At 41.7% G+C, this 16,773-nt stretch carries 18 protein-coding genes; 16 read left to right on the forward strand and 2 right to left on the reverse strand.

Features of this window, described 5'->3' with window-relative positions; genetic code table 11:
• Positions 1-243 precede the first annotated feature (243 nt).
• From DXD68_RS23025 to lptB, 11 genes are all read left to right on the forward strand, one after another.
• Positions 244-687 (forward strand): HU family DNA-binding protein, encoded by a 444-nt coding sequence (locus DXD68_RS23025; RefSeq protein ID WP_122363802.1) that lies wholly within the window; start codon positions 244-246, stop codon positions 685-687.
• Positions 688-697: 10 nt separating this feature from the next.
• Positions 698-904, forward strand: coding sequence for a hypothetical protein (locus DXD68_RS23030; RefSeq protein WP_122363803.1), 207 nt, complete (start codon positions 698-700; stop codon positions 902-904).
• Positions 894-1,373 carry a D-Ala-D-Ala carboxypeptidase family metallohydrolase gene (locus DXD68_RS23035; protein WP_122363804.1) on the forward strand — a complete coding sequence of 160 codons (480 nt, stop codon included), beginning with the start codon at positions 894-896 and terminating at the stop codon, positions 1,371-1,373. The genes DXD68_RS23030 and DXD68_RS23035 overlap by 11 nt, the downstream gene beginning before the upstream one ends.
• Positions 1,370-1,810, forward strand: a complete 441-nt coding sequence (locus DXD68_RS23040) for a hypothetical protein (protein WP_122363805.1) — start codon at positions 1,370-1,372, stop codon at positions 1,808-1,810. The genes DXD68_RS23035 and DXD68_RS23040 overlap by 4 nt, the downstream gene beginning before the upstream one ends.
• Positions 1,811-1,910: 100 nt before the next feature.
• Positions 1,911-3,089: a 6-bladed beta-propeller gene (locus DXD68_RS23045; protein WP_122363806.1), complete on the forward strand. Its 1,179-nt coding sequence runs from the start codon at positions 1,911-1,913 to the stop codon at positions 3,087-3,089.
• Between the two features lie 146 nt (positions 3,090-3,235).
• Positions 3,236-3,466 (forward strand): DUF3791 domain-containing protein, encoded by a 231-nt coding sequence (locus DXD68_RS23050; RefSeq protein WP_122363807.1) that lies wholly within the window; start codon positions 3,236-3,238, stop codon positions 3,464-3,466.
• Positions 3,463-3,978 (forward strand): DUF3990 domain-containing protein, encoded by a 516-nt coding sequence (locus DXD68_RS23055; protein ID WP_122363808.1) that lies wholly within the window; start codon positions 3,463-3,465, stop codon positions 3,976-3,978. The genes DXD68_RS23050 and DXD68_RS23055 overlap by 4 nt, the downstream gene beginning before the upstream one ends.
• On the forward strand, positions 3,962-4,183 hold the full coding sequence (locus DXD68_RS23060) for a DUF3791 domain-containing protein (RefSeq protein ID WP_122363809.1): 222 nt from the start codon (positions 3,962-3,964) through the stop codon (positions 4,181-4,183). Before DXD68_RS23055 ends, DXD68_RS23060 begins: the two co-directional genes overlap by 17 nt.
• A gap of 60 nt (positions 4,184-4,243) precedes the next feature.
• Positions 4,244-5,749, forward strand: coding sequence for a leucine-rich repeat domain-containing protein (locus DXD68_RS23065; protein WP_122363862.1), 1,506 nt, complete (start codon positions 4,244-4,246; stop codon positions 5,747-5,749).
• Positions 5,750-5,769: 20 nt separating this feature from the next.
• Positions 5,770-6,891 carry a 6-bladed beta-propeller gene (locus DXD68_RS23070; protein ID WP_122363810.1) on the forward strand — a complete coding sequence of 374 codons (1,122 nt, stop codon included), beginning with the start codon at positions 5,770-5,772 and terminating at the stop codon, positions 6,889-6,891.
• Between the two features lie 66 nt (positions 6,892-6,957).
• The gene (gene lptB, locus DXD68_RS23075; RefSeq protein ID WP_122363811.1) at positions 6,958-7,710 is read left to right on the forward strand and encodes an LPS export ABC transporter ATP-binding protein; all 753 of its coding nucleotides are present in this window, start codon (positions 6,958-6,960) and stop codon (positions 7,708-7,710) included.
• Between the two features lie 39 nt (positions 7,711-7,749).
• Here the strand turns inward: lptB and DXD68_RS23080 are convergent, their stop codons facing one another.
• Both DXD68_RS23080 and DXD68_RS23085 read right to left on the reverse strand, forming a co-directional pair.
• Entirely contained in the window at positions 7,750-8,640 is an 891-nt protein-coding gene (locus tag DXD68_RS23080; protein ID WP_122363812.1) for a CPBP family intramembrane glutamic endopeptidase, read from the reverse strand.
• 82 nt (positions 8,641-8,722) lie between these two features.
• On the reverse strand, positions 8,723-8,968 hold the full coding sequence (locus DXD68_RS23085) for an RNA recognition motif domain-containing protein (protein ID WP_122354268.1): 246 nt from the start codon (positions 8,966-8,968) through the stop codon (positions 8,723-8,725).
• 324 nt (positions 8,969-9,292) lie between these two features.
• Between DXD68_RS23085 and tig the strand changes: the two genes are divergently transcribed.
• The 5 genes from tig (at position 9,293) to guaB (ending at position 16,688) form a co-directional block, all read left to right on the forward strand.
• Positions 9,293-10,645 (forward strand): trigger factor, encoded by a 1,353-nt coding sequence (gene tig / locus DXD68_RS23090; protein ID WP_122363813.1) that lies wholly within the window; start codon positions 9,293-9,295, stop codon positions 10,643-10,645.
• Positions 10,646-10,835: 190 nt separating this feature from the next.
• Positions 10,836-11,504, forward strand: a complete 669-nt coding sequence (gene clpP, locus DXD68_RS23095; protein WP_122354270.1) for an ATP-dependent Clp endopeptidase proteolytic subunit ClpP — start codon at positions 10,836-10,838, stop codon at positions 11,502-11,504.
• A gap of 62 nt (positions 11,505-11,566) precedes the next feature.
• Positions 11,567-12,796 carry an ATP-dependent Clp protease ATP-binding subunit ClpX gene (gene clpX / locus DXD68_RS23100; RefSeq protein ID WP_122363814.1) on the forward strand — a complete coding sequence of 410 codons (1,230 nt, stop codon included), beginning with the start codon at positions 11,567-11,569 and terminating at the stop codon, positions 12,794-12,796.
• Positions 12,797-12,824: 28 nt separating this feature from the next.
• Complete coding sequence (gene recQ / locus DXD68_RS23105; RefSeq protein WP_122363815.1) at positions 12,825-15,005, forward strand: DNA helicase RecQ; 2,181 nt, start codon at positions 12,825-12,827, stop codon at positions 15,003-15,005.
• Between the two features lie 207 nt (positions 15,006-15,212).
• Positions 15,213-16,688, forward strand: a complete 1,476-nt coding sequence (gene guaB / locus DXD68_RS23110) for an IMP dehydrogenase (RefSeq protein WP_122363816.1) — start codon at positions 15,213-15,215, stop codon at positions 16,686-16,688.
• Positions 16,689-16,773 lie beyond the last annotated feature (85 nt).

Here is a 16,773-nt window from a genome sequence, read left to right on the forward strand (position 1 = left end):
AAAATCCGATATGCAAGAGCAGATACGGATGACTTGTATGAGTTATTCGAGAAGATAGCAATAGAATAAAGATGTTAAAAATTTAGATTTCTGAAAAGCAATGGGAGTGTAATGGTTGCTGGGCTGTTGACTCTTTGAAGTTGAAAATCATATTATACATGTAAACTCCTGTTGCTTTTTATCCTTTTTTTGCCGGTATATCTTTGTGCTGTACTTAATTATTCACTAAAAACATTTTTAATTATGGCACAAGGTTACAAATTGGTTCTGCGTCCGTCGGAACCGGGAAAGAAAGATTCTCCGAAGTTGTATTATGCGGTATCGAAAAGTACCGGGTTTACAGACCTCAGACGTTTGTGCAAGTTGATCGCTGCAAGAAGTACGGTATCGAGTGCGGATGTGAAAGCGGTACTGGATAATCTGAATTATATTCTGGATCTGGAATTGCAGGATGGTCGTATTGTTCAGTTGGGAGAATTCGGCAATTTCCGTATTACGGTCGGGAGCGAGGGCATAGAAGATAAAAAGAAGTTCTCTGCAAGTATGATTCGTGCTCCGAAGATCGTATTTACTCCCGGATTTGACCTGCGTGAGACTAAAAAGACAATGGGATATTCGCTGATTGTTCCGGAAGTGGAAAAGACTGATAATTCCGGTGGCGAGGATGACCGTCCTGTAATCGAGTAAAGCATTCGGAATGAAAAAGATGAATGTACAATTGGTAATGGCCGTGCTGCTTTGTGCAGCCGGCATTACTTTGGTCTTTTCCGGTTTTTGGATTGCTCCGGCCGGAGAAATTCATAATAGCGTATTAGTGGCTTTCGGAGAGATCAGCACGTTTGCCGGAGCGTTGTTTGGTGTAGATTATTCATATAAAATCAAAAAAAACGAACATGGAAGATAAAGAGTTCATATTTGAGTCTCCTTTGAGTGCACAACAACAGGCTTGGAGGACTAAGCATCCGGATTGGATCAGTGACCATTTTTATATGGGAGAGTTTATGTATAGTGCAGTGGCTGTAGAACGGGGATTGGAAAATACACCGACACCGGAGGCACGGAAGGCAATCCGGAATCTGGTTAAAAATTTATTAGAGCCGCTCCGTAGATATGCCGGTTGTTCTGAAGGCATGCATATTAGCAGCGGGTATCGTTGCGAGGAACTGAACCGTTTGGTGGGAGGTGTCAAAAATTCACAACATTTGACCGGTGAGGCTGTCGATATTTATACATTGGATAATTGCTATCTGTTTAATGCCTTGCAGAGAAGTGGGTTGAATTTCGATCAGGTGATTTATTATCGTCGCCGTAATTTCATCCATTTGTCTTTGAAGTTAAAGGGAAAGAACCGTCGTCAAGTGATAATCAAATGAGAACCGTTCTTTATTTGTTTTTGGCAATGGCAGGATTATCCGGCTGTGTTACACGTAATTCCGGAAGCAAGGAACAGTTTTCTGCGTATAAGGATTCAATGACGTATACCCGGTTGGATACATCCTGTTTGCATTATAATCGACAGACCCGGTTACGGGGAACCTCCCGGTTGAAAGAGATTTCTTTTTCTTTACCGGATAGTTCGGGGAAACAGCATGTGGAGCGTGTTGTGTATGCTACGGAAGAATGGAATGTGGCAGATTCGGCAGAAATACTTTCTGCGGGACTGGCTACGACAAAAAAGCAAGTCATGAATACCGGTGTATCAACAGAAAAAACGATTACAAAATATGAATCGAGGTATACAGGTAAATGGATGTTGGTTTTGCTTTTGTTGCCTTTCGTTTACTGGTTATGGAGAAAGTGGAGTGATTAAGTGATTTTTATTCTTTAATTTACGAAATGTTCGGAATAATATGTATCTTTCGAGATATTTGAGTGGCTAGTATAATATTAACCTTATGAAATAAAATGCCATGAAGAAGAAAAACGTAATCTTATTGCTCATACTTTTCTTAGTGAGCAGTCAAATTGTAAGTCCGCAATCAAAGACTGGGGATTTGCCGGTGTTCGATTTTTCAAAAGACTATCCCCAAAAGAAATTACGTCTTCAGGATATGGCTGATATCGAATATGTGCCGTTGGAGACAACGGATGATATTTTATTGGGCGGGTCGTCGGTACTCTCGGCTGTGACTGATAAATATATTCTTGTACATGAAGTTCGCTTGGGGGATATATTTGTTTTCGATCGTAAAACGGGGAAGCTCTATTCTCATTTTAACCATAAAGGGCAAGGTGGTATGGAATATAGCTGGATTAAGAATGGTACGATTTTAGATGAGCAGAAAGAAGAAATTTATGTATGCTCTCAATTTATTCAAGTTTATTCGTTAAAAGGTGAGTATAAACGAACTTTGAAAATAAATGGTTTTGAGAATGATATGAAGATTCTGAATTTTAATGATGAATCTATACTGATATATGATGATGTGGTTATAGAACCTGGTCGTGAAAATAGAACAAAAAAAGATCCATATAGATTAGTTTCAAAAAAAGATGGTAGTTTGATTTCCGTATTAGGTCTTTATTTTCCAAAAAGATATTCAAACAAAATTTCTCAACAATTAGAGGGAAATATGTGGAGACCTTTGCAGATTTATTATTCTCATAACATACATTACGGTTCAGATATAGTGATAATGGATATATCTTCCGATACGCTCTACCATTTGTCTCCCGATAAGGGACTAATTCCTTATCTGACTCGTACACCTTCTATTCATGCTACTGAACCACGAAAAATATGGATTCCAGTTTTGACTACTGACAAATTTATGCTGTTAGGTACATTTGTTTTGGATTTTAATTCATCAGGAGGAAAAATTCCGGTATTTATGTACGATTTTAAAACAGCTGAGGTAAATAAGGTTTCTATTTTAGATACTGAATTTGACACAAGGGCTTGGAGTTCGGGACGATGGGAGCCTGGAGGAGATCCTGCGATTGCTAAAAATATGTGTGCTGAATTTATAGATGTATCCTCAATGCTAAGTGCTTATAACGGAAAACGTCTGGCTGGAAATGGCATGAAGATAGCAAAAAATCTTGTCGAGGATGATAATCCGGTGGTCAGGATAATCAAATTCAAGTAATAAATAGCATGTATGATGAATCACTTTCTCCGATAATTTTACATTTGTTTTCAGGGGGGGGCTATTGCTGGAAAAAACGGTAAGATTATTATTGGATATGATTCTTTTCCTTATATTTGTCCTTATCATCTCAAAAGGTAAAAGACATGACGCTGGAAGAAAAGAAAATGGAATTTGCCGTGTTTTGTATTGAAAATGTGGCGGCTCAATTGAATGAATTGCCGGAAGATATATATGAAAGACTCAGTAAGCAGGGACTTATCGATGAATTGATTTTTGATTGTTATGATGCGCTTCATACTCAAAGCAAACTGCATATTGTAGAAGATGTCATTACAGCTTTGAATAATCGGGAGAAAGGAGGGACGGTTGTATGAAAGTGTATCATGGTTCTACGTTCTGTGTGGATCTTCCTTTAGCTAGTGTTTGTCGGGATAATCTGGATTTTGGAAAGGGCTTTTATGTGACTGACTTGAAAGAACAGGCTGTTAGTTGGGCTTTGAGGATCGCAGCTATTACCAAGATGGTTCCTTATCTTAATGTGTATGAGATGGATATGGAATTGGTACGTAATAACTATCAGGTGCTGACTTTCGATAGTTATAATGATGATTGGTTGGATTTTGTAATCTCTTGTCGTCGGGGTATACCTGTGTGGAGAGATTATGATGTCGTAGAAGGTGGTATAGCGAATGACCGTGTGTTCAATACCGTTGAATTATATTTTTCAAACCTTATAGGAAAAGAAGAAGCCTTAAAACGTTTGAGTTTTGAATATCCGAACAGGCAGTTGTGCTTGATTAATCAAGAGATGATAGATAATAATCTCAAATTTGTTGAATTTGTAAATTTAAGTGAGAAAGGAGGTCTGTATGTCTCAGGCAAATGAAATATTGCTTCAAATGAAGTATGCTCGTATTATTATGGGATTCTCGAAACGGCTGGAGATTGACAGTCGCCGTGGCTTACGTCTTTTTTATCAATCTGATTTGTATAAGGTTTTACGTCAAAAAATAGGTGATATTCATTGTCTTGGCGATAACTATTTAATTGATGAGTTAATCATTGAATATGCTCGTAAACAAGGTGCTTGATGAAAATAAGTTTGATCATCTGTGCCATTAAATAAATTGTTAACCTGTAAAATGAGTATCATGAAAATAAACAAAGGTCTGTTGGTATTGAGTCTGCTATTACTCTCGGTCGGGAAATTATCGGCTGAAGATTTTGGTTATGAACTGAAAGATGGTACGCTGACCATTTTGATGTATGGAGGTTTTGACGACTGGAAAAAGGCTGGTATCCATGATAAGAGTTCTGTTACTAAGATAGTGATAGATGAGGGAGTTCCTATTGTTCCGAATCAAGTGTTTAAAGATATGAGGCATGTGAAATCCGTAACAATTCCATCGTCTGTGACTTCGATCGGGACAGGAGCCTTTTTTGAATGTACGAATTTGTCATCCATCACATTTGAAGAGAATTCCAATTTGAAGTTTATCGGAGGATATGCTTTCTATCAGACAGACTTGACTTCGATCAGTGTTCCGGCTTCCGTGGAAAGGATTGGAAAAGCTGCTTTTAGAGAGTGTCCGAATTTGTCGTCGGTGAAATTTGCATCTAAGCCGCGTTTGAAGACGGTCGGAGAATGGGCTTTCTACGAAACAGATCTCAAAGAGATTGTTATCCCGATGTCGGTGACGACTATAGGGAAAGCTGCCTTTGAGGGATGCAGAAGGCTGACTTCTGTTGCTTTTCACGAAAATATCAGGTTGGAAAAGATAGGGGCAGGTGCCTTCTCCAGAACATCCATTACTTCTGTAAATATTCCTTCTTCTGTGACGGCTATCGGTGAGGGGGCTTTTAGGCTCTGCAGAAGACTGTCGTTGGTCACTTTTGGAGGTTCGAACCTGAAGACAATTGGTGAACAGGCTTTTTCAAGGACGGCTCTGACTTCTTTTTCTATACCGCCTTCAGTGACTACGATTGGGGTGGGAGCTTTCGCAAAAACTCCTTTGGAGTGGGTAGAGGTTCCTTCTTCAGTGACGAAAATTGAAGGTGCTGCCTTTACGGATTGTAAAAAGTTATCTTCTGTTACGTTTGTCGGAAAATCGGAATTGGAGAAGATTGGGGCTGCCGGATTTTACGGGACAGCTTTGAAGTCGGTAGAAATTCCTTTTTCGGTGAAAACGATCGGAGCCGGTTCTTTTTCTCACTCGGCTCTTCAGTCGGTAACTATTCCTGCTTCTGTTACAAACATAGAGCGGGCCGCTTTTTCTCAAACTTCCCTGGCATCTGTTATCATACCGTCGTCTGTAAGGACGATAGGGAAAGAAGCGTTCCATAGTTGTTCTAAACTGACAGATGTTACTTTTTTGCCATCGAAAGCGCCGGATGGTTTTGAAGAGAATGTATTTGGCGCGTGTTTCTCTTTGGAGACAATTTATGTACCGGAAGGAAGTATGGGTTATTCAGGAGGACAATGGGCTAAATATGAGGATATTATCAAACGTAAAGCTACACTCATTTCGTCCGGTTCGTTAACGGCTTTATATAATTTGTTTTCTGTAGGCGGAATGGGAAGTTGGAGTACCTTTAATCCTATGTTCTATGCTCTGTTTTTGATCATGTACGTGCTGAAGAAAATGTTTTTGGGTTAATTAGGATAAAAGAAGTAGTTATGAAAAGAAGTAGTTTGGCTTTCTTACTGATTATCTTGTTTGTTATTGTCGGATGTAAAAAAGGTTCGGACGATAGAAAAGATTCTCTTCCTGTTTTTGATATGGAAGCTGTTATCGGCAGACAGATCCCCGATACGTTTACATGGAATGGCGTAGCTAAAAAGATTGACTATGTCCCTTTATCTACATCATCGGATGCCCTGTTTGGGGCGGCCCAACTAGTGCATATTGATAACGATTTTTACTGTATGATAGACCCAAAAACGAGTTCTGTTTTTTATTCAGATAAAACTGGAAAGATTATTCATTCGTTTTCGAGGAAAGGGCAAGGTCCGGGTGAGTATGCATGGCTCACGTATGTATCTATGAATCCGAAAGACTCGACTATCAGTGTCTTTGATCAAAAGAGCGGGAAATATATTATTTATGATTTGATGGGTAATTTCATAAAAGAAACTTTTTTAAAAGAGAAAGGGTTGAATACAGTTCATTTGATATCAGATAATTTTGCTGTAGCAAAAGGGCTGGATGCTGGTGGTTATAAACTCTGTGTAACTGATAAAGACCTGAACATCCGGAAGAATTTGTTCCCTATGGATACTACTCTTACGGAAATGGAACGTTTTTGTATGATATGGCAATTAAATTATAGTAAAAACCGGGATATGTTTATTGCAAATTTTGCCAATGAAGATACTGTTTTTGCAGTAACGGCAAAAGGAGCACTGCCCGTTTGTGTTTTAAAGAAAGGAAAATATGCTCTTCCGGAAGAGGAAGCAAAGAAACCTATGGATATAATTTCTACCCCTTATATTCGTTCGATGTGGCTGTCTACTGTATCTGATTACTATTTGATAACTTACCTGTTTGAGAATCAGTATTATGACGAGATATGGAATGGACGGGATAATAAAATAATATCACGTTTGTCATGTGAAAACGGAGAATGGGGTTTTCCTCTTTGTCTGCCATCTGGAAAAAAAGTATTGCTTAATACAAGGCTTTTGTATGTCAATGGCAATATGGTCGCTTCATTTATCGATGCAGCAACGGCTGTAGAAGGTGGCGTCGAGGGAGTGGAAGAGGATGATAATCCAGTCTTGGTGGTGATGGAATTGTAAGAAATGATAATAGTCTTGTGGAAAACTAATTAATTGCGTTTCTTTGTACCCGTAAATTAGTAGGATATGGCAGACGAACAACAGATGGTACTCCGGACGGAGGACCTGGTGAAGAAATATAGAACGCGTACGGTAGTGAACCATGTTTCCATTAATGTGAAACAAGGGGAGATTGTTGGATTACTCGGTCCGAATGGGGCGGGAAAGACGACTACATTCTATATGACTGTGGGGCTGGTTACTCCTAATGAGGGGAAGATATTCCTGAATGATATGGAAATCACGAAGTTCCCCGTTTATAAACGTGCCCGTAACGGGATTGGTTATCTGGCACAGGAAGCTTCTATTTTCCGTAAGATGACAGTGGAAGATAATATCCGTTCCGTGCTGGAAATGACGGAGACGACTGCAGAATATCAAAAGGAAAAGCTGGAAAGCCTGATCGCTGAGTTTGGTTTGAACAAGGTCCGGAAGAACCTCGGTGACCAGTTATCGGGTGGTGAACGCCGTCGTGCCGAGATTGCCCGCTGTCTGGCGATCGACCCTAAATTCATCATGCTGGATGAGCCGTTTGCCGGTGTCGACCCGATTGCCGTGCAGGATATCCAAACCATCGTTGCTAAATTAAAACATAAAAATATCGGTATCCTGATTACTGACCATAATGTGTACGAGACGTTGAGTATCTGTGACCGTGCCTATTTGTTGTTCGAGGGTAAAGTCCTTTTCCAGGGAACGGCAGAGCAGCTGGCAGAGAATGAAATCGTCCGTGAAAAGTATTTGGGTAAAGACTTCGTGCTACGGAAGAAAGATTTGTAATAATATGCCAATTTGCTAATTTGCCAATGGATGAGGGGATTATTGGATGGTTTTCCTGATCCGTTGTACGCATACGATAAATAATAATAATGTGATGACAGCCAGTGCTGAATAAGGCAGCAGGTTGGCGTTGGATATATCTCCGGTGATAAATTCATTCTCTTTCAACCGGTTATCAGACATGCCGATCACAGCAAATGCATTATTTGCGAAATGGGCAAACACGGGGATCCAAATGTTCCTGCTCCAATATAACAGATAACCAAAATAAGCTCCTAATAACATGCGTGGAAGGAATCCATAAAATTGCAGATGGAAAGCACTGAATAATATGGCGGCCGACCAGATGACAATATGGTGATTGGCAGTCCATTGACCGATAATGCGCTGTAATGCTCCCCGGAATAAAAACTCTTCGGTGATACCAGCCATTAAAGCCATGACTACCAGATTGGATAAAAACGTCAGGAGACCGTCACCGGCTAAAAGCGTATTGGTCAGCTGTTCGGCAAGCGCTTCCTGGGTCTGCATCCAGGCTTCGACAGGAGCCATGAACGAGGGTAATACCATTTGCTTGTTTAGTAGTGCAGTCAGAGTGATGGTCGGCGACATCAGGATCATGCTGGCCAGTACGAGCAACAGAATCTTTGTATCCGTTTTCCGCTTTATGCAAAGGTAAGCCTCCGGATCCGGACTGCATAGCCATGCTACCGCCAGTGCCGGGAAGAGGAATGTCCCGATAGCGGAGATCAGTTGCATCATCCGCATCATCCCGGGATAATGCATTATATTACCGGCTGTACCATGCAACATAAAAAATATCCCCGTTCCGATCAGGGAAGAAAAAATGGCTCCGAGTAAAAGAGAAACTAACAGGAGCAATAACTGGAACAGTGCCGGTTTGCCGGCGTATATACCTTTTAGCATCATTTATTAAATATAAAGTAGGGACATAAAAAAACTTCTGCCCAAATATAGGCAGAAGTTTTTTATTTTTTCGAGGAAGAGTGAATTACATTTTGGGTCTGGCTTCTTTCACAACCATCTGACGACCTTCGAATTCAGCTTCGTTCAATTCGGCAATAGCTTTTTTTGCTGCTGCATCATCAGGCATTTCTACGAATGCAAAGCCTTTAGATTTACCTGTTTCACGGTCTATGATGATCTTTACAGAATCTACCACTCCGTATTCTTCCATTACTTGTTTCAGATCTTCTTCCCGAACACGATAGTTCAGGTTACCAATGTAAATGTTCATAAAAATAGAAATAATTAAAAAATAAAATTGTTACTGATGAAAGTAGTAAACCGGAATTTCGTAACAGAAGTAGATAAATCGACACGTAACAAGTAAATGAAGAAATAAAAACAATGTTATTTACGTTCAAGGTAAATCCCCTTTCACATTACAAAGGAATACATTTATTTTAGATAAACAAGATTTTGGGTAGAAAAAAATAATATGTGTCTAAATTTGTCTTACTTAGAACAAATTAGGTAAACAATTTGCGAGATTAAAAGAATAACTCTAATTTTGCAGCCTAAAATTCGATACGACTATTAATTAAATAAATCATTCAGAATGAACGTTTCGCTTAAGAACATTGATGCCGTTAGCGGTATTGTGAAATTAGAAATAGTGAAGGCTGACTATGCTGAACAGGTTGAAAAGAGCCTGCGCAACTTCCGTCAGAAAGCAAATGTACCAGGTTTCCGTAAGGGTATGGTACCGATGGGTATGGTGAAAAAAATGTATGGAAAGCACGTGCTGGTTGAAGAAGTTAACAAGTTGGTTTCTGAAAATCTGTTCAACTATATCCGTGATAACAAATTGAACATTTTAGGTGAACCGATGCCTAATGAAACAGAACAACAGTCAATTAATTTCGATACACAGGAAGATTTCGAATTTTGTTTTGATGTAGCTTTGGCTCCGGAAATCAAAATCGAACTGAGCAAAAACGATAAACTGCCTTTCTATCAGGTGGCTATCGATGAAGAAATGATGAACCAGCAGGTAGAAGCTTATACTGCAAACTTCGGTTCTTATGACAGCGTTGAAGAAGTAGAAGAAAAAGACCTGGTAAAAGGTACTATCGCTGAATTGGAAAACGGTTCGCCGAAAGAAGGTGGTATCGTTGTTGAAGATGCAGTCCTGATGTCTTCCTATATAAAAGATGAAGCTGAAAAGGCTAAATTTATCGGCGCAAAGGTTAATTCTGTAATCGTGTTCAACCCGAACAAGGCTTATGAAGGTGCAGAAGCAGAAATCGCTTCTTTGCTGAAAGTTGAAAAAGAAGCCGTTGCCGGTATCACTGGTGACTTCAGCTTTGAAATCAAAGAAATTACCCGTCACAAAAATGCAGAACTGAACCAGGAATTGTTCGACAAAGTATTCGGCGAAGGTGTTGTTACCAGCGAAGAAGAATTTAAGAACAAGATCAAAGAAGCATTGGCTGAACAGTTCACTCCTCAGAGCGACTATAAGTTCCTGTTGGATGCCCGCGACGTATTGGTACAGAAAGCCGGCGAACTGAAATTTGCTGACGAACTGCTGAAACGTTGGTTGTTGACAGCAAACGAAAAGAATACACCGGAAAAACTGGACGAAGATTATCCTCAGATCATCGAAGACCTGAAATATCAGCTGATCAAAGAAAATCTGGTGAAGAACAATAACCTGAAGGTAGAAGATGCAGATATCGAAAACTTCGCAAAACGTGTGGCTAAAGCTCAGTTTGCACAGTACGGTATGCTTTCTGTTCCTGAAGAAGTATTGGCTAACTATGCAAAAGACATGCTGAAGAACAAGCAGACTTTGCAGAATGTTATCGACCGTGCAGTAGAAGAAAAACTGGCTGGCTGGTTGAAAGAACAGGTTGAACTGGAAGTAAAAGAAGTTTCAGCAGAAGAGTTCAACAAACTCTTTGAATAATATTATTCTTCAGAAACTGTAGTGTTTATTATGGTTTCAGCAAGAAAAAGGGGTTTCTCTCTAAAAAATATCTTACCGGATAGCAAATAAATTGTTTCTTTCAGAAATTTATTTATAACTTTGTTATTCCGATAAGTCAGAGGGAAATCCCTTTTTGTGTGACTTGCGGTTATACAATAAACAGTAAACTATGGACGATTTTAGAAAGTATGCAACAAAACATTTGAGGATGAACAGTAATGCGCTGGATAGTTATATGAATATCACCAGCAGTTATATTTCTCCGACAATTATTGAAGAACGTCAGCTGAATGTTGCGCAGATGGACGTGTTTTCCCGTTTGATGATGGACCGTATTATCTTCCTGGGAACACAGGTCGACGATTATTCGGCCAATGTGATTCAGGCGCAATTATTATATCTGGATTCAAGCGACCCCGGCAAGGATATATCCATTTATATTAACTCCCCCGGTGGTTCCGTATATGCTGGCTATGGTATTTACGATACCATGCAGTTTATCGGTTGTGACGTTTCTACTATCTGTACAGGTATGGCGGCCTCTTTTGCTGCCGTGTTGCTGGTAGCCGGAACAAAAGGCAAACGTATGGCGTTGCCTCATTCACGCGTTATGATCCACCAACCTCTGGGCGGTGTACAAGGACAGGCTTCGGATATCGAGATTACAGCTCGCGAGATCCTGAAGGTGAAAAAGGAACTGTACACTATTATTTCAACTCATTCAGGAAAACCTTATGAAGAAGTAGAACGCGACAGTGACCGCGACTACTGGATGACCGCCGAAGAAGCGAAAGCTTACGGTATGGTCGATGAGATCCTGGTTCGTAACAATAAATAACAAACATAGAGACAAGGCTTTTTGTGCCTTGTCTTTTTTGACAATTAAATAAACAAAAATCTATGGCCAAAACAGGCGACGTTTGTACGTTTTGTGGGAGGAGCAGCCGGGACGTTAATATGTTGATAAATGGGATATCCGGTGCTATATGTGACGAGTGTGCACAGCAAGCGTATGAAATTGTAAAAGAACAACAGCCTGCCAGGAAAAGCTCTTTGGGTCTTGACCGGGCAGAATTGCCGAAGCCGGAGGATATAAAAAACTTTCTGGACCAATATGTGATCGGACAGGATGACGCCAAGCGCTACCTTTCTGTTTCGGTGTATAACCATTACAAGCGGTTACTTCAGAAAGTCACCTCGGATGATGTGGAGATCGAGAAATCTAATATTATTATGGTTGGCGCAACCGGTACGGGTAAAACTTTGCTGGCGCGTACGATCGCGAAATTACTGCATGTGCCGTTTGCTATTGTAGACGCTACGGTGCTGACTGAAGCCGGTTATGTGGGAGAAGATATTGAAAGTATTCTGACCCGTCTGTTGCAGGCTGCCGATTATGATGTGGATGCAGCACAGCGGGGAATTGTATTTATTGACGAGATAGATAAGATAGCACGTAAAAGTGACAATCCTTCTATAACCCGCGATGTCAGTGGTGAAGGTGTACAGCAGGGCTTGTTGAAGCTGTTGGAAGGTTCGATCGTAAACGTACCTCCCCAGGGCGGAAGAAAGCATCCTGAACAGAAAATGATTGCGGTGGATACAAAAAATATCCTGTTTGTCTGCGGGGGAGCCTTTGACGGAATCGAAAAGAAGATTGCTCAACGTCTGAACACCCGTGTCGTTGGATATTCTGCCAGCAAGGAAACTGCCCAGGTCGACAGGAATAATTTCCTGAAATACATTACGCCGACAGACCTGAAGTCGTTCGGATTGATTCCGGAGATCATCGGCCGTCTGCCTATTCTGACTTATTTGAACCCGCTTGACCGGAGCACGCTTCGCAGCATCCTGACAGAACCGAAGAATTCGATCATCAAACAGTATGTCAAACTGTTCGAGATGGACGCCATTAAACTGACGTTTGATGAAGAAGTTTACGAATACATTGTAGACAAAGCTTTGGAATTTAAGCTGGGAGCCCGTGGCCTTCGTTCAATCGTCGAGGCTATCATGATGGATGCTATGTTCTGCATGCCGTCAGAAAAGAAAAAGAAACTCCATGTTACTTTGGAGTATGCGAAGGAGAAGTTTGAAAAATCAGATGTAAACCGTTTGCAGATAGCGTAATGCCTGCGGTTTGTAAAATATAATAAGTATGGCGAAGAAGGATAGTATAACTGAGCATTTAAAGACTCATTTTGGTTTTGATACCTTTAAAGGGAATCAGAAAGCAATCATTGAAAATGTGCTGGCCGGGAATGATACCTTTGTGTTGATGCCCACCGGCGGAGGTAAGTCTCTCTGTTACCAGTTGCCTTCTATTATGATGGAAGGTACGGCGATCGTAATTTCCCCCCTGATTGCTCTGATGAAGAATCAGGTAGATGCCATGCGTAATTTCAGTGAAGAAGATGGGGTAGCCCATTTTATCAATTCGTCGCTGAATAAGTCTGCCATCGACCAGGTGAAGGCTGATATAATGGCCGGTCGTACAAAATTATTGTATGTTGCCCCGGAGTCGCTGACCAAAGAGGAAAACGTGGAATTTCTGAAAAATGTGAATATCTCGTTCTATGCTGTCGACGAAGCGCATTGTATTTCTGAGTGGGGACATGATTTTCGTCCGGAGTATCGTCGGATACGCCCCATCATCAATGAAATAGGGAAACGTCCGTTGATCGCATTGACAGCCACTGCCACTCCGAAAGTGCAGCATGATATCCAGAAAAACCTGGGCATGATAGATGCTTCAGTTTTCAAATCCTCCTTTAACCGTTCTAATTTATATTACGAAGTTCGTCCGAAGGATGAAAATATAGACCGCGAGATCATTAAATATATTAAGGCCAACGAAGGTAAATCGGGTATTGTTTATTGTTTGAGCCGCAAGAAGGTGGAAGAGTTTGCCGATATTCTGAAAGCAAACGGGATCAAAGCCCTTGCCTATCATGCCGGAATGGATTCGGCGCAGCGTTCAGCCAATCAGGATGCGTTCCTGCTGGAAACGGCAGATGTCATTGTGGCTACTATCGCTTTCGGTATGGGTATCGATAAGCCGGACGTGCGTTATGTCATTCATTACGATATACCGAAAAGTCTCGAAGGTTATTACCAGGAGACAGGCCGTGCCGGCCGTGATGGCGGCGAAGGCCAGTGCATTGCCTTTTATGCTTACAAGGATTTGCAGAAGCTGGAAAAGTTTATGCAGGGAAAACCTGTAGCGGAGCAGGAGATCGGCAAACAGTTGTTGCTTGAAACAGCCGCTTATGCCGAGACTTCCGTGTGCCGCCGTAAAGTTCTGTTGCATTATTTTGGTGAAGAGTACCTGGAAGATAATTGTGGAAGTTGTGATAATTGTTTGAACCCCAAAAAGCAAGTGGAAGCGAAAGAATTATTGAGTGCAGTACTTGAAGTGATAAGTACGTTAAAGGAAAAATTTAAGGCAGACTATATTGTCAATATGTTGGTCGGAAACGAGACCTCCGAAATTCAATCTTACAAACACAATGAAATGGAAATCTTCGGTTCCGGAACGGACGAAGATGACAAGACCTGGAATGCAGTGATCCGTCAGGCACTGATCGCCGGGTATCTGACAAAAGATATCGAAAATTATGGTCTGCTGAAGATTTCGCCGAAAGGGAAAGACTTCATGAAGAAACCGGTGTCTTTCAAAATAACGAAGGATAACGAGTTTGAAGAAGAGGAAGAAGAAGTACCGGTACGCGGTGGTGCTACTTGTGCTGTAGACCCGGTTCTTTATTCTATGATGAAAGATTTGCGTAAGAAACTGTCCAAACGTCTGGAAGTTCCTCCTTTTGTGATTTTCCAGGACCCGTCATTGGAAGCAATGGCTACCACTTATCCGGTGACGTTGGATGAATTGCAGAATATCCCCGGTGTCGGGGCCGGCAAGGCAAAACGCTACGGGCAGGAATTTATTACGCTGATCAAAAAACACGTCGAAGAAAACGAGATCGAACGTCCGGAAGATTTGCGTGTACGTACGGTTGCCAACAAATCGAAACTGAAAGTTTCCATTATCCAGCGGATCGACCGTAAGGTGGCTTTGGATGAGATCGCCTTGACGAATGGTCTTGAATTTAACGAATTGTTGGATGAGATCGAAGCGATCGTTTATTCCGGAACACGCATCAATATCGATTACTTTGTCAATGATGTGATGGACGAAGATCATGTGGAGGATATCTATGAATATTTCAAGGATTCTGAAACGGACGATCTGGAAGATGCGATCGAAGAATTGGGCGGTGATTATACGGAAGAAGAAATTCGTCTGGTACGCATTAAGTTCCTTTCAGAGATGGCCAATTAATACACGGATCCTTCTTAAACAGGAATTAAAAAGGTTCTTTCCCGCAAACAGAACTGCAGGAAAGGACCTTTTTAGTTTCCATCCGGGAGCAAATTCAGTTTCATTCGGATGAAAATTATATTTCTTTCGAAAGGAATTTTTCAAACATTGCATAGTTCCCGGAAAAATCGTATATTTGCGCGCAATAATTTTTAAAGCATACGTTTTATGTCATTTATTGCAGACAGGTTAGTTATGGACGGATTAACATTCGATGATGTATTGTTGATCCCTGCTTACTCAGAAGTTCTTCCCCGAAATGTCGACCTCACGACAAAGTTTTCACGAAACATTACGTTGAATATCCCGATGGTATCGGCGGCCATGGATACGGTTACCGAGGCAAAGATGGCTATCGCTATTGCCCGCGAAGGAGGAATCGGCGTTATTCACAAGAACATGACGATTGCTGAACAGGCAAAGCAGGTTCAGAGCGTTAAGCGTGCTGAGAACGGGATGATCTATGATCCCGTAACCATCACGAAAGGGAAACGTGTAGCCGATGCATTGGCTATGATGGCGGAATATAAGATCGGCGGCATACCTGTGGTGGACGAAGGCGGTTATCTGGTGGGTATTGTGACCAACCGCGACCTTCGTTTTGAAAGAGACATGAACCGTTCGATCGATGAGGTGATGACGAAAGAAAATCTGGTGGTGACGGATCAGTCGACTGACCTGGAAGCTGCAGCGCAGATACTTCAGGAACACAAGATCGAAAAACTGCCGGTGGTGGACAGTCATAATAAACTGATCGGACTGGTAACCTATAAAGATATTACGAAAGCGAAAGATAAACCGTCTGCCTGTAAAGACTCTAAAGGACGTTTGCGCGTAGCTGCCGGTGTCGGTGTGACGTTCAACACGTTCGAACGTGTTGCTGCCCTGGTGGAAGCCGGAGCCGATGCGTTGGTTATCGATACGGCTCACGGGCATTCGAAAGGAGTGGTCGATGTGCTGAAACAGATCAAAGCCCAGTATCCGGGTATCGACTGCGTGGTAGGTAATATCGCGACGGGCGATGCAGCCAGATACCTGGCAGATGCCGGAGCAGATGCTGTTAAAGTAGGTATCGGTCCGGGATCTATTTGTACGACCCGTGTGATTGCCGGAGTCGGTGTGCCGCAGTTGTCTGCTATCTATGATGTGGCAAAAGCACTCAACGGTACAGGTATTCCTTTGATTGCCGATGGCGGACTCCGCTATTCAGGCGATATCGTGAAAGCCATTGCTGCCGGCGGATCATCTGTGATGATGGGATCGTTGTTGGCGGGAGTTGAGGAATCACCGGGTGAAACAATTATTTTCAACGGACGTAAGTTTAAATCCTATCGGGGTATGGGATCGCTGGAAGCTATGCAGAAAGGATCGAAAGACCGTTATTTCCAGGATGTGGAAGACGATGTGAAGAAGCTGGTTCCGGAAGGTATTGCTGCCCGCGTACCTTATAAAGGTTCTCTGTTTGAAGTCATCTATCAGATGGTCGGCGGTCTGCGTGCCGGTATGGGATATTGCGGAGCCCATAATATTGAAGAACTGCACAAGGCTAAGTTTACCCGTATCACCAATGCCGGTGTACAGGAAAGCCATCCGCATGACGTTGCAATTACACAGGAAGCGCCTAATTATAGCCGTGGCGAATAATAAATGCGCATAAATCCCGTTATATAAAAAACACTAATTTAATCGGGTAGCATACTTTTTGGGGATGCTATCCGTTAGATTAGTG

This window comes from Parabacteroides sp. TM07-1AC, from assembly GCF_003480915.1.
Classification (GTDB): domain Bacteria; phylum Bacteroidota; class Bacteroidia; order Bacteroidales; family Tannerellaceae; genus Parabacteroides; species Parabacteroides chongii.

Bases quoted from the DNA above. Each gene is read 5' to 3' on its own strand.
- DXD68_RS23025 (WP_122363802.1), top strand. From the start codon at position 244: ATGGCACAAGGTTACAAATTGGTTCTGCGTCCGTCGGAACCGGGAAAG.
- DXD68_RS23050 (WP_122363807.1), top strand. From the start codon at position 3,236: ATGACGCTGGAAGAAAAGAAAATGGAATTTGCCGTGTTTTGTATTGAA.
- clpX (WP_122363814.1), top strand. From the start codon at position 11,567: ATGGCCAAAACAGGCGACGTTTGTACGTTTTGTGGGAGGAGCAGCCGG.
- DXD68_RS23060 (WP_122363809.1), top strand. From the start codon at position 3,962: ATGTCTCAGGCAAATGAAATATTGCTTCAAATGAAGTATGCTCGTATT.
- DXD68_RS23070 (WP_122363810.1), top strand. From the start codon at position 5,770: ATGAAAAGAAGTAGTTTGGCTTTCTTACTGATTATCTTGTTTGTTATT.
- DXD68_RS23055 (WP_122363808.1), top strand. From the start codon at position 3,463: ATGAAAGTGTATCATGGTTCTACGTTCTGTGTGGATCTTCCTTTAGCT.
- DXD68_RS23040 (WP_122363805.1), top strand. From the start codon at position 1,370: ATGAGAACCGTTCTTTATTTGTTTTTGGCAATGGCAGGATTATCCGGC.
- DXD68_RS23080 (WP_122363812.1), bottom strand. From the start codon at position 8,640: ATGATGCTAAAAGGTATATACGCCGGCAAACCGGCACTGTTCCAGTTA.
- tig (WP_122363813.1), top strand. From the start codon at position 9,293: ATGAACGTTTCGCTTAAGAACATTGATGCCGTTAGCGGTATTGTGAAA.
- DXD68_RS23065 (WP_122363862.1), top strand. From the start codon at position 4,244: ATGAAAATAAACAAAGGTCTGTTGGTATTGAGTCTGCTATTACTCTCG.
- DXD68_RS23030 (WP_122363803.1), top strand. From the start codon at position 698: ATGAAAAAGATGAATGTACAATTGGTAATGGCCGTGCTGCTTTGTGCA.
- lptB (WP_122363811.1), top strand. From the start codon at position 6,958: ATGGCAGACGAACAACAGATGGTACTCCGGACGGAGGACCTGGTGAAG.
- clpP (WP_122354270.1), top strand. From the start codon at position 10,836: ATGGACGATTTTAGAAAGTATGCAACAAAACATTTGAGGATGAACAGT.
- DXD68_RS23085 (WP_122354268.1), bottom strand. From the start codon at position 8,968: ATGAACATTTACATTGGTAACCTGAACTATCGTGTTCGGGAAGAAGAT.
- guaB (WP_122363816.1), top strand. From the start codon at position 15,213: ATGTCATTTATTGCAGACAGGTTAGTTATGGACGGATTAACATTCGAT.
- DXD68_RS23045 (WP_122363806.1), top strand. From the start codon at position 1,911: ATGAAGAAGAAAAACGTAATCTTATTGCTCATACTTTTCTTAGTGAGC.
- recQ (WP_122363815.1), top strand. From the start codon at position 12,825: ATGGCGAAGAAGGATAGTATAACTGAGCATTTAAAGACTCATTTTGGT.
- DXD68_RS23035 (WP_122363804.1), top strand. From the start codon at position 894: ATGGAAGATAAAGAGTTCATATTTGAGTCTCCTTTGAGTGCACAACAA.